The organism is Mesorhizobium sp. M0491, from assembly GCF_040321265.1.
Lineage (GTDB): Bacteria > Pseudomonadota > Alphaproteobacteria > Rhizobiales > Rhizobiaceae > Mesorhizobium.
Map to the genome: position 1 here is coordinate 171,260 of NZ_JAMYRE010000009.1, position 12,547 is coordinate 183,806.

General features: G+C 63.5%; 11 protein-coding genes. 8 read left to right on the forward strand and 3 right to left on the reverse strand.

Annotated elements, in window-relative coordinates; translation table 11 throughout:
- Positions 1 to 120: 120 nt before the first annotated feature.
- From NKI69_RS14105 to NKI69_RS14115, 3 genes are all read left to right on the forward strand, one after another.
- A complete protein-coding gene (locus tag NKI69_RS14105; RefSeq protein ID WP_031212740.1) occupies positions 121 to 1,428 on the forward strand; it encodes a DUF6638 family protein in 1,308 nt (435 codons plus the stop codon).
- Positions 1,429 to 1,533: 105 nt separating this feature from the next.
- Positions 1,534 to 2,658: a DUF2333 family protein gene (locus tag NKI69_RS14110; RefSeq protein WP_013529949.1), complete on the forward strand. Its 1,125-nt coding sequence runs from the start codon at positions 1,534 to 1,536 to the stop codon at positions 2,656 to 2,658.
- A gap of 312 nt (positions 2,659 to 2,970) precedes the next feature.
- Entirely contained in the window at positions 2,971 to 4,650 is a 1,680-nt protein-coding gene (locus NKI69_RS14115; protein WP_023809872.1) for a formate--tetrahydrofolate ligase, read from the forward strand.
- A gap of 65 nt (positions 4,651 to 4,715) precedes the next feature.
- Here the strand turns inward: NKI69_RS14115 and NKI69_RS14120 are convergent, their stop codons facing one another.
- Positions 4,716 to 5,360: a cysteine hydrolase family protein gene (locus tag NKI69_RS14120; protein ID WP_023809873.1), complete on the reverse strand. Its 645-nt coding sequence runs from the start codon at positions 5,358 to 5,360 to the stop codon at positions 4,716 to 4,718.
- Between the two features lie 127 nt (positions 5,361 to 5,487).
- Between NKI69_RS14120 and NKI69_RS14125 the strand changes: the two genes are divergently transcribed.
- Entirely contained in the window at positions 5,488 to 6,483 is a 996-nt protein-coding gene (locus NKI69_RS14125) for a GlxA family transcriptional regulator (RefSeq protein WP_352721673.1), read from the forward strand.
- 5 nt (positions 6,484 to 6,488) lie between these two features.
- Here NKI69_RS14125 and NKI69_RS14130 read toward each other — a convergent pair whose 3' ends face one another.
- Positions 6,489 to 7,046 (reverse strand): sugar O-acetyltransferase, encoded by a 558-nt coding sequence (locus tag NKI69_RS14130; protein ID WP_352721675.1) that lies wholly within the window; start codon positions 7,044 to 7,046, stop codon positions 6,489 to 6,491.
- Between the two features lie 141 nt (positions 7,047 to 7,187).
- On the opposite strand from NKI69_RS14130, the gene NKI69_RS14135 reads away from it, so the two are divergent.
- The 4 genes from NKI69_RS14135 to NKI69_RS14150 all read left to right on the forward strand — a co-directional run bounded on the left by NKI69_RS14135 (position 7,188) and on the right by NKI69_RS14150 (position 11,463).
- Positions 7,188 to 7,649 (forward strand): DUF4126 domain-containing protein, encoded by a 462-nt coding sequence (locus NKI69_RS14135; protein WP_352553394.1) that lies wholly within the window; start codon positions 7,188 to 7,190, stop codon positions 7,647 to 7,649.
- Entirely contained in the window at positions 7,646 to 9,022 is a 1,377-nt protein-coding gene (locus tag NKI69_RS14140; RefSeq protein ID WP_352721677.1) for an FAD-containing oxidoreductase, read from the forward strand. Before NKI69_RS14135 ends, NKI69_RS14140 begins: the two co-directional genes overlap by 4 nt.
- A 125-nt stretch (positions 9,023 to 9,147) precedes the next feature.
- Entirely contained in the window at positions 9,148 to 10,320 is a 1,173-nt protein-coding gene (locus NKI69_RS14145) for an MFS transporter (protein ID WP_352721679.1), read from the forward strand.
- 87 nt (positions 10,321 to 10,407) lie between these two features.
- Positions 10,408 to 11,463 carry a succinylglutamate desuccinylase/aspartoacylase family protein gene (locus NKI69_RS14150; protein ID WP_352721681.1) on the forward strand — a complete coding sequence of 352 codons (1,056 nt, stop codon included), beginning with the start codon at positions 10,408 to 10,410 and terminating at the stop codon, positions 11,461 to 11,463.
- 1 nt (position 11,464) lies between these two features.
- Here NKI69_RS14150 and NKI69_RS14155 read toward each other — a convergent pair whose 3' ends face one another.
- Positions 11,465 to 12,235 carry an isocitrate lyase/PEP mutase family protein gene (locus NKI69_RS14155; RefSeq protein ID WP_023809880.1) on the reverse strand — a complete coding sequence of 257 codons (771 nt, stop codon included), beginning with the start codon at positions 12,233 to 12,235 and terminating at the stop codon, positions 11,465 to 11,467.
- Positions 12,236 to 12,547: the final 312 nt, after the last annotated feature.

Consider the following 12,547-nt stretch of genomic DNA (forward strand, 5'->3'; position numbering starts at 1 on the left):
GCCAATCTTCGACCTATCTGGAGAAGCGACACGGACGACGCTGCCAATCTCCCCCCTTGAGGGGGAGATTGCCGGCAGGCCAGAGGGGGGTGCTGGCACGCTCCTCGGGAGCGATGAACCTTGACCACAAAACCCGCCAAACCCGATCTCCTGCGCGACAACGAGCTGATCTATGGCCGGCTGCTGACGGTCGACGAGCCGCATTTGATCCAGCGCTACAACAAGGCGCTCGCCGCATTCGGCTTGAAGCCGACCAAACTAAAGAGCTTGCAGATCGACCGCACCGGCTTCTCGCCTGAAGTGGCCGAGGAATGCGATGATTATGACTATCTCGATCCCAACGAGGTCAACCGCCGCTTCATCATCCTGACGCCGTCGCAGATCGACCTGCCGGTGGTGCACACCGCCTTCTCCAACACCTCGCAACTGATGTTCGAGTTCATGTCCAGGAACCGGCGCGCCATCGATGCGCTGACGATCAAGGACGTCATCTACGGCGAGATCGAGGATTCCATTCCGAAGGTCAACGACATCGAGGATTTGCTGTCGATCAGCCAGGTCGAATTCAAGGTGCTGTCGGCCGAGGATGTGCTGGGCAAGGCCGCCGAACTCGGCAAGCTCGTGGACCGGCTGAAGCAGGAGCCCGATGCCTGGCGCGACAGCGCCATGCTGAACCGGATGGTGGAGCTTGCCAAGATCTGCGGCGACATCCGCGAGAACGCGCTGGTGCCCGACCAGGTGATCTTCCGCCACAATGCCTACTGGACCAGTCACTTCGGCGGTCTCTACGTGTTCGTCGACCCTGATATAACGACGGTGATCAGCGATCCGGCCGCCCCCGGTTTCCGCCGCTCGCGGCCGTGGCAGGTCAGCTATCTCTCGATCAACGACGCCGACAAGGTGTTCAAGTTCCTCGCCACCACCGGCCGCATCGAGCTGCCGCGTGCCTCCTGGGTGGAGACCTCGGGCTATCTCGAGCACCGCGCCGAGATGGTGGTGCGCGCGCTGATCCGCGATGCCGAGCCGAACCGCAATTTGACCGATGTCGACAAGGTCTGGCTGCAGACCTGGATCCAGAGCCATGCCGACCTGATCACCAGAGACGGCAATTTTCCGTTCCTCAACGCCGCCAAGCGCGAGATCGCCCAACTCGGCCACCTCAAGATCGAGGATGTCTTCCCGCAGCAACGTTTCCTTGTCATCCGCGCCAAGCCTGACCACCCCGACGCCTGGCTGACCAACCGGCTGATCTCGGATTTCGTACCGTCGGACTTCGTTTCGCGCTACATCTTCAACAAGGACGGCTTTTATGAGGACTATGGCGGCTTCAGCGACGCGTGGCGATCGCATGTTGTGGACGTTCTCAAAACCACATATTTGAAGGACAAGGTGGCGTTTCGCACACGCCTCTACGGCCTGACTGACTAGAACGAAATGAATCGTTATGTCGTTCTAACTTCTTGTTTTGGCGCATGATGTTATCCAAAAAGCCTGCAACTTTTTGGCGTCATGCTTTGAGGGGGTGACACAGCCATGCTCGATCCGATCGTGAATTTCTTCACCCGCATTTTCCAGTGGATTGGCCGCGGCATCGGCCTGTTGATCGGCGTCATCCTGTGGCCGTTCCTGTGGGCCGGGCGCTGGTACACGCAGCGCGGCTGGATCCTCAAGGCGGCGGTCGGCCTCGCCCTGCTGGTGCTGATCGGCCTCTACGCCAATTTCTTCTACGCCACCCAATGGTGGAACAATTTCAACCCGAACTATCCCGACACCTACACGTTCGAGAAGCGCAATGTCTCCGCCGGCGAACAGGTCTCCGCCGGCGCCGGCACCGACACCGCCAAGACCTGCGGCAACTCCGGCATTGCCCAGATCGCCGCCGACCTGACCGACTTCAACGTCAACCAGAATGCCTGGATCTCGTCGATGATCCTCTACAAGCTTGGCCTGTTCGGCATCGACTGGGACAACACGCCGTGGATGGACAACAAGGCCTCCTTCCAGCGCGGCATCAACCAGGCGGTGCGGCGCACCGCGACCGAACTCGCTGACAATCTCGGCCGCGTCCGCACCACCTCGCAGATCGACAGCGATCTGCAGAATGCCCGCGGCAACCTGCAGTTCGACGAGGAGACCTGGTATTTCGGCCTGAACCCGTTCGGCCCCAAGACGCCGACACCGAGCTACTATCGCGACGCTGTGCGCATGCTGCGTTCCTTCAACGCTCGCCTTGCTACCTGCCAGGCGACATTCGACGCCCGCGCCGACAATCTGAAACAGTATATCGACCGCATCTCGTCCGACATCGGCTCGACCTCGGCGATCCTCAAGGAACGCGCCGAGAACCACAACAATGGCTGGTTCGACTTCCGCGCCGACGACCGCTACTGGTTCGCCTATGGCCAGCTCTATGGCTATTACGGCCTGATGAAGGGCGCCCAGGCCGACTTCGAGGACGTCATCAAGGAAAAGCATCTGCAGAACCTGTGGGACACAATGGACTCGCAGTTCGTTTCGGCGCTGAAGATCCAGCCTTTCATCATCGCCAATGGCCGCGAGGATGGCTGGCTGTTGCCGACGCATCTGACGACGATGGGCTTCTATGTGCTCAGGGTGCGCTCCAACATGGTCGAAATCAGCAACGTTCTGACGCAGTAGCGCTGTTCCATTAGGGACCAGGCGATGGCGAATTTGCGCCGTCGCCTCTGTCGCATTCCGTGCATTGTGCGGCTGTTTTGAGACGGCGGCGCGGCGTGTCCTCTGGCTTCTATACGGCGCGGCAACGGAGCCAGGAAGAACCGATGACAGGTCGGCCGGTCCGCAGAGGAATTTTCTCTATAGGAAACATAGTTGCATGAAAGTTGACGCCGCGGCAGCGACAGGGTTAGAACATGCCCGCGCCCGGGTCCAACCTGCCTGCGAGTAAGATCAACCCGTCCCCTCCATCGTCCAATCCAGAGGAAAGCCGTCATGGCCGAAGTGAAGTCCGACATCGAGATCGCGCGCGGCGCCAGGAAAAAGCAGATCCAGGAGATCGGCCAGAAGATCGGTATCCCGACCGAACATTTGCTGCCCTATGGCCACGACAAGGCCAAGATCTCAGCTGAATTCATCAAATCGGTGAAGGGCAACAAGGACGGTAAGCTGATCCTCGTCACCGCCATCAACCCGACGCCGGCCGGCGAAGGCAAGACCACGACCACGGTCGGTCTCGGCGACGGCCTGAACCGCATCGGCAAGAAGGCGATCATCTGCATCCGCGAGGCCTCGCTGGGCCCGAACTTCGGCGTCAAGGGCGGTGCCGCCGGCGGCGGCTATGCGCAAGTCGTGCCGATGGAGGACATGAACCTCCACTTCACCGGCGACTTCCATGCCATCACCACGGCGCACAACCTGCTTTCGGCGCTGATCGACAACCACATCTACTGGGGCAATGAGCTCGGCATCGACACCCGCCGCGTCGTCTGGCGCCGCGTCATGGACATGAACGACCGCGCGCTGCGCGAAATCATCTGCTCGCTCGGCGGCGTCGCCAACGGATTCCCGCGCGAGGGCGGTTTCGATATCACCGTCGCCTCGGAAGTCATGGCCATCCTGTGCCTGTCGACCGACCTGAAGGACCTCGAAAAGCGCCTCGGCGACATCATCGTCGCCTATCGCCGCGACAAGTCGCCGGTCTATGCCCGCGACCTCAAGGCCGACGGCGCCATGGCCGTGCTGTTGAAGGACGCCATGCAGCCGAACCTGGTGCAGACGCTGGAGAACAACCCGGCCTTCGTGCATGGCGGCCCGTTCGCCAACATCGCGCATGGCTGCAACTCGGTCGTCGCCACCACGACGGCGCTCAAGCTCGCCGACTACGTCGTCACCGAAGCCGGCTTCGGCGCTGACCTCGGTGCTGAAAAGTTCTTCGACATCAAGTGCCGCAAGGCGGGCCTCAAGCCGGCGGCGGCCGTCATTGTCGCCACCGTGCGCGCCATGAAAATGAATGGCGGCGTCAAGAAGGAAGACCTCGGCAAGGAAAACGTCGAAGCGGTGAAGAAGGGCTGCGCCAATCTCGGCCGCCACATCGAGAACATCCGCCAGTTCGGCGTGCCGGCGGTGGTTGCCATCAACCACTTCTACTCCGACACCGACGCCGAGATCCAGGCGATGAAGGACTATGTCGCATCGATGGGCGAAGAGGCGATCCTGTGCAAGCACTGGGCGCACGGCTCGGCCGGCATCGAGGATCTCGCCAACAAGGTGGTGGCACTGGCCGAATCCGGTGCTTCGCAGTTCGCGCCGCTCTATCCCGATGCCATGCCGCTGTTCGAGAAGATCAACACCATCGTCCAGCGCATCTATCGCGGCTCGGAAGCGATCGCCGACAAGTCGGTGCGCGACCAGCTCAAGGCCTGGGAAGACGCCGGCTACGGCCACTTGCCGGTGTGCATGGCCAAGACGCAGTACTCGTTCTCGACCGACCCGAACCTGCGCGGCGCGCCGACCGGCCACACGGTGCCGGTGCGCGAGGTCAGGCTGTCGGCCGGTGCCGGCTTCGTCGTCATCATCTGCGGCGAGGTCATGACCATGCCCGGCCTGCCCAAGGCGCCGTCCTCGGAAAAGATCTTCCTCAACGAGATGGGCCAGATCGAAGGCCTGTTCTAAAATCCTTCAGTTCAAACCGCAAAGGGCGCCGCAGCGATGCGGCGCCCTTCTGTTTTCGGATAACCCTAAGCAGCGCTGCGCGACAGCGCCCGCTGGTTGGAGCCGAAGATCGTGTCGCGTTCCGGCAACGCGCCGGTTTTCAGGCACTCGACCCATTCGGCGGTCTTGAGCACCGCCGCGAAGCGCGACTGCAGGATGATCGTGACCACGCGGTGGATCTCCTCGGCCGAGGCGTAGCCGGCGCTGTTGGCGTAAGGCACCGAGCCGGTCGCATCCGACAGGAACTCGACGGCAAAGCCCATATGCACGGCGTGGATGATGGTCGACAGGTCGCAATTATGCGTCATGTAGCCGACCACAGTGATCGTGTCGATGGCATTGGCGCGCAGCCAGTCCTCGAGATCGGTGCCGGTGAAGGCGGAGGGCAGGTTCTTTTCGACATAATGGTCGCGCTCGCGCCTGGCGATCTCGGGATGCAGTTCCCCGCCGTGGCTGCCCCTAGCGAAGATCGGCGATGTCTCCGGCGCCATCTGCTTGACGACCACCACCTTGATGCCGGCAGCAGTCGCTGCATCCATCGCCCGCGCCACATTGACGACGCTGTCGCGGAACGGCGGATGCTGGATGGCGAGATTGCCGCCGTCATAGTCGTTCTGCACATCGACGACGATCAGCGCCCGGCGTGGCGTGGTGTTGGCTGGGTCAGACATGGTGTTTTCCTTTCCGGCTTGAATGCGATGGGCCGAAAATAGACGGGTCGCCGGCCTGCTAAAAGTGGCCCGATTGACATCATTCGAAAGAATTGGGACAATCCGCTTTCAACTACCGGAAGCACCCATGACCGACCCGATCATTGCCGTACTCGCCTTCGACGGCATCAGCCCGTTCCATCTTTCCGTACCGTGCCTGGTCTTCGCAGAGGACAGGACGGCGCTTGGCCTGCCGCGCTTCGACTTCCGCATCTGCGCGGTCAAGCCCGGCCCGATCCACACCGAGGCCGGACTGACAATTGCCGCGCCGCATGGGCTCGAAGGGCTCGACGGCGCCGATATCGTCATCATTCCAAGCTGGCATCATCTCGGCGAGCCGGCATCGCCGCCGCTGATGGAGGCGTTGCGCCGGGCGCACCAACGCGGCGCCTTGATCGTCGGCCTGTGCCTCGGAACCTTCGCCATTGCCGCGGCCGGGCTGCTTTCGGGCCGTCGTGCCGCGACGCACTGGGCCTATTCCGAACAGTTGCAGAAACTCCATCCCGACGTCGCCGTCGACGCTTCGGTGCTCTATGTCGACAATGGCAACATCGTGACCTCGGCCGGCGTCGCCGCCGGCCTCGACTGCTGTCTCCACATCGTGCGCGCCCGCTACGGCGCGGAAGCGGCATTGCGGCTCGCCCGCCAGATCGTTCTTTCTCCGCATCGGCAGGGCGGGCAGGCGCAATTCATCGAGCATCCGGTGGCAAGAAGCGCCGACGCCGACCGCTTCACCCAGGCCCTGGACTCGGTTCGTGCGACGCTTGGCGAGACGCATAGCCTCGACAGCGTCGCCGAGGCCGCTGGCCTGACCCGCCGCACCTTTACCCGTCGCTTTCAGAAATCGATCGGCGCCAGCTTTGGCGATTGGCTGACCAGCCAGCGGATCGAACTGGCGCAGCGTTTGCTGGAAGCGACGGAGAAATCCATGGACATAGTGGCCTTCGAAGCCGGCTTCGGCAGCGCCACCTCGCTGCGCCAGCATTTTTCGGCACGGCTCAAGACATCGCCGGCGCAATACCGGCGGGAATTCTCCAGAAGGACCGATCAGGACGAACGCATGACGTACGTCCTATCGTCCTGACCTGTTCAGCCTCGCTTGATCGCCCGCGCCGGATTGCCGACCACCGTGGTGTTCGCAGCCACGTCGCGTGTCACCACCGCGCCGGCGCCGACGATGGCACCTTCACCGATGCTGACGCCGCCAAGGATGACGGCTGAGCCGCCGATCCACGCATTGGCGCCGATCTCGACGGGTCGGGCGATCTCCAGTCCGGCCTGCCGCCCACTGGCCTCCTTGTGATGCTCGGCGCAATAGATCTGCACATTGGGACCGAGCAGCGTTCCCTTGCCGATGCGCACACTCGCTGTGTCGAGGATGGTGCAGCCGGCATTGAGAAAGACGCCGTCGCCGAGAAAGATGTTGAAGCCATAGGCGCAGTGAAACGGTGCCTCGATGCGGGCGCCCTCGCCGGCGTTGCCGAGCAAAGCTCTCAAGCCCGGCCCGAGATTGCCGCGCTGCCGCGGCGGCAGGCAATTGTGCTCGAACACCGCGTCACGCGCGACAACACGCAAGGACTCCAGCTCATCATCGAGGCAGGTGTACCATTCGCCGGCCGCCATCTTCACGCGCTCGCTCTCAGCCATGACGCGGTCTCCAGTTCACGTCCTTGCAAAGCACAGGTACAGCCAACAGAAAAGCGCCGATGCCAGTACTGGTCAAATATTGGACCTATGGTAGCCTGTGACTCAAGGCCGTCCTGGCCCGGTGATCGAGGGGGATCGACCATGCTCTATATTCTCGCACTTCTGATCGGCGTCATTGCCGGTCTTCGCGCCATGACCGCGCCGGCCGCCGTGGCCTGGGGTGCGTATCTCGGCTGGCTGCCGGTGGCCGGCACCTGGGCGAGTTTCATGAGCCACTGGGCGGCTGTCGGCATCTTCACCATCCTGTGCATCGTCGAACTGGTCACCGACCAACTGCCGTCGACGCCGAGCCGCAAGGTACCGCAGCAGTTCGGCGCCCGCATCGTCATGGGCGCCTTCACCGGCGCGGTGATCGGCGCCACCGGTGGCGCCACCATCGGCGGCCTGATCGCCGGCGCCATCGGCGCTGTTATCGGCACGCTGGGCGGCGCCGAAGTACGCGGCCGGCTGGCAGCCGCCTTCGGCAAGGATCAGCCCGCCGCCTTCATCGAGGACGCGGTGGCAATCATCGGCGGTCTGCTGATCGTAGCGGCGGTGGCATGACGACGAAAACCTTCGACGCCATCATCATCGGTGCCGGACAGGCTGGCTCCCCGCTGGCCGGCCGGCTGAACGCCGCCGGCATGAGCGTGGCGCTGATCGAGCGCAAGCTGGTCGGCGGCACTTGCGTCAACACCGGCTGCATGCCGACCAAGACCATGGTCGCCAGCGCCTATGCCGCGCATCTGGCGCGCCGCGCCGCCGACTATGGCGTGACGCTCAGTGGCCCCGTCGGCGTCGACTATGCCAGGATCAAGGCGCGCAAGGACAAGGTGACGATCGACGCCCGCACCAATCTCGAGACCTGGATTGCCGGCATGAAGGGCTGCACGCTCTATCGCGGCCATGCGCGTTTCGAATCCGCCAACACGGTGCGCGTCGGCGACGATCTGCTGACCGCCGAAAAGATCTTCCTGAACACCGGCGGCCGCGCCTCGGTCCCAGACCTGCCCGGCATCCACGACATCGACTATCTGACCAATTCCTCGATGATGAATCTCGACGTGCTGCCGCGCCATCTCATCGTCGTCGGCGGCAGCTACATCTCGCTCGAATTCGCACAGATGTTCCGCCGCTTCGGTAGCGAAATCACCGTCATCGAGAAGAGCCCCCGCCTGACCGGCCGCGAGGACGAGGATGTCTCCGCCGCCATCCTGTCGATCCTCGAAAACGAAGGCATTACGGTCCATCTCGGCGCCGACGACATCGGCTTTGCCAGACAGGGCAAGGACATTTCCGTGACCTTCTCGGCCGGCAAACCGCCGGCGGTCGGCTCGCACGTGCTGCTGGCTCTGGGGCGGACGCCCAACACCGACGACCTCGGCCTGGAAAAGGCCGGCGTCGAGGTCGACAAGCGCGGTTTCGTCTCTGTCGACGACCAGTTGCGCAGCAGCGTGCCCGGCATCTGGGCAATGGGCGACTGCAACGGCAGGGGCGCCTTCACCCACACCTCCTACAATGACTACGAGATCGTCGCCGCCAATTTGCTCGACAACGATCCGCGCAAGGTCAGCGACCGTATCGAGGCCTATGCGCTCTACATCGACCCGCCGCTTGGCCGCTGCGGCATGACCGAGGCCGCGGTGAAGAAATCCGGCCGTCGCGCACTGGTCGGCCAGCGGCCGATGACCCGCGTCGGCCGCGCTATCGAAAAGGGCGAGACGCAGGGCTTCATGAAGATCCTGGTCGATGCCGACACCAGGCAGATCCTCGGCTGCTCGGTGCTCGGCCCCGGCGGCGACGAGGCTATCCATTGCGTGCTCGACCTGATGTACGCCAAGGCGCCCGTCGACACGCTCGCGCGTGCCGTGCATATCCACCCGAATGTCTCGGAACTGTTGCCCACCATTGCTCAGGAACTGAAGCCGCTGGCTTGACAGCCTGTTGGCGACCCATTTCAAAGCTCTTCCTTTTCTGCATCGCTGCAATGCAGCAATGCCGCTTGCGCACGGCGGCGTCCTTCGCGCAGTCTCAATTTGAACCGATTCAGTCTGGACGCCCCATGCCCTTGCCGATCCTTGCGCTTGCCATTGCGTCCTTCTGCATCGGCACCACCGAATTCGTCATCATGGGCTTGCTGCCCGAGGTCGCCGCCGACCTCGGCGTGTCGATCCCATCTGCGGGCCTGCTGGTCACAGGATATGCGCTGGGCGTCGTCTTCGGCGCCCCGATCGTCGCCATGGCCACCGCGCATTTGCCGCGCAAGCCGGTGCTGGTCGGGCTGGCCGTGCTGTTCGTCATCGGCAATCTGTTTTGCGCCATCTCGCCCAATTACTGGACGCTGATGGCCGCGCGCGTCTTCACCGCTTTCGGCCATGGCGCCTTCTTCGGCATCGGCTCGGTCGTTGCCGCCAGCCTGGTGCAGCGCAACAAACGCGCCAGCGCCATCGCGCTGATGTTCGCCGGGCTGACGCTGTCCAACATCCTGGGTGTTCCCGCCGGAACCGCACTTGGCGAAGCGTTCGGCTGGCGCTCCACCTTCCTTGCCGTGGTGGGTATCGGCCTGATCTCGGTGGCAGCGATCGCCTGGCTGGTGCCGTCCGATGTCGCCCAGCCAAGCGGTGGCGGCCTGCGCGGCGAGCTGCGCGTGCTGGGCAAGCTGCAGGTCTGGCTGGCCATGCTGATCGCGGCGCTGACTTCCGCAAGCCTGTTCACCGTCTTCACCTACATCAAGCCCTACCTCACCGAGGTATCGGGCTTGTCGACCGCCGCAGTCACGTGGGTTCTGCTGCTGTTCGGCGCGGGCATGACCATCGGCAACATTATCGGCGGCAGACTGGCCGACTGGAAACTGATGCCGACGGTGATCGGCACGCTGCTGCTGATGGCCCTGCTTTTCGTTGGCTTCAGGCAGTTCGGCGCAATCGCCAGCGTTGCCGTCGGCATCGTCTTCCTGTGGGGCCTGCTCATCTTCGTCGTCGTGCCGCCGCTGCAGATCCGGGTCGTCGAGGCGGCCTCCGAGGGACCGAACCTCGCCGCCACGCTGAACCAGGGCGCCTTCAATGTCGGCAATGCCAGCGGCGCCTGGATCGGCGGCGTGGCCCTTTCCGCCGGTGTTTCCTATGCCAATTTGCCGCTGGTCGGCGCAGCACTCGCTTTGTTGGCAGTGACCGTCGCCGTGCTGTCACAGGCGCTGGACCGGCGCGCGCCGGTCATCCCGCTCCCGGCTGAATAGTCTCTTGCGCCCATAGCGCGGCGGGCTGGACCAATCGACATAGGCGCCTTCAAATCGCATGTCTTCTGGTCCTTGATGGAGGAAGTCATGCAGAAATCGATCGAGCGCATCGCCGGCGAAAGCGAAGGGGTTTCCTACGAATTCCCGCTGTTCCGCTTCACTGGTTCCGACAAGGCTGCTCCTTCGGCCTATCTGCAGGCGGCGCTCCATGCCGGTGAGTTGCCGGGCGTCGTCGCCATCGACGCGCTGATGGCGATGCTTGCCAGGGCGGAGGCCGAAGGCCGCATCAAGGGCAACCTCACCGTCGTGCCCTGGGCCAACCCTGTCGGCCGGGCGCAATATCATTTCGGCGAGCATCAGGGCCGCTTCCATCTGGGCACGCGCACCAATTTCAACCGCGGCTTTCCGCTGCTCGCCGCGCCCGACACAGCCCTCTTGCCCGACACCACCCTTGGCAGCGTCGACCAGCGGCTGAAGACGCGGCTGGTGCAGCTGTCGTTCGGCCATGACATCGTGCTCGACCTGCACTGCGATGACGAGGGCCTCGCCTATCTCTACGTCCACACCAGCCTGTGGCCGGCCATGGCCGATTGCGCCGCCGCCATGGGCGTCGACGCAGTCGTGCTGTGGAGCGAGGACACCGACGGCACCTTCGAGGGCGCCTCGATCATGCCCTACCAGAACGTCCCCGCCGATATGGCCAAGCTCGACCGTCGCGTCGCCACCACCGTCGAATATCGCGGCATCCTCGATGTCGACGGTGCCTTGGCCGACGCCGACGCCGACGGCCTCTACCGGCTGCTGGTGGCACGCGGCGTGATCGCCGATAGCGCCCTGCCCGCGCCGGGTCCTTTCACCGGCTTCGTGGCGCTATTGGAAAACATCGACATGATGCCGGCGCCACGGGCCGGTGCCGTGCTCTACGACGTGAAACCCGGCGACCGCGTCGCCAAGGGCGCGCGCCTAGCCACCATCGTCCATGCACCGGGTGAAACCGATGGCCGCACCGAAGTGTTTGCGCCGCAGGATGGCATCATCCTGACCCGCCGCTCGCGCCGCATCATCCGCGCCGGCGAGGATCTGTTGAAGCTGGTCGGCGACAGGAAGAGCGCCGACGCCCGGTCGGGGACGCTGGAGGACTGACTTAACCCGAAATAGCCAGCCGCGCCTTCGCCTCCAGCCATTCGGCCATCTGCCGGTAAGGCACCGGGCCGTGGCTGATGCGGGCGACACCCAGTTCCGCCAGCCGCTGGCGCGGCGGCACATGCGCCAGCGCAATGATGTTGACCGGCAACGCAATTGCCTTGCAGAGTGTCTCGATCAGGCCCTCATCGCCAAGGCCCGGCGCAAAGAAGCCGTGCGCGCCAGCTTTTTCGAAGGCCTGTGCGCGCTCTATGGCCTGGTCGAGCAGGGCGTCATCATGCGCATCCGGTTTCGCCTTGAGGAAGATGTCGGTTCGAGCGTTGATGAACGCCGGTATCCCTGAAGCCTTGACGGCCGCCGCCGCGGCTTCGATGCGTTTTACCTGAACAGCGATGTCGTGCAGGCCGCTGCCACCGACAACCTGGTCTTCGAAATTGAACCCAACAGCGCCGGCCCGCAGTGCCGACGTTACCGTGCGAGCAACAATTTCCGGGTCGACGCCGTAACCACCCTCGAGGTCCATGGTCACCGGCAGGTCGACGGCAGTGACGATGCGCTTGATGTTGTCGAGCGCCAGCTCCAGCGGGATTTTCTCGCCATCGGCATAGCCGAAGGCGGCCGCCACCGGCCAGCTTCCGGTGGCGATCGCCTTGGCGCCCGCTTTCTCGACGATCTTGGCCGAACCCGGATCCCAGACGTTGTAGAGAACGATCGGGTTTCCCTTGACGTGGAGGGAATGGAACGTCCGCGCACGCTCGATCTGCTCGGTCATGATTGTTTTCTCGTCTTCCTGCTGTTGATGAACATTCTAAGCGCCATAGCCGGTTCTGGCGATGTACCATGAGGCGCAGAAGCGACAGCCACCGGACAGGCTTTTCAAACCTGTTGCGTATCCTCCCTTTCGCAGCTATGGATTTCGCCATGAACATGCGTTCGATCAAGACCATTTGGTGGTGGGCCTGCTGACAGCGGCCTGTTCGAACACGTGCGCGTGAAAAGAGAGGGTGGCCGCAACGGAAAGTCCGGGCGGCCATTTGTTTTTTCCAAGCCATTCCCGGGTCCGTTGCCCAAGAAGCTGATGGAG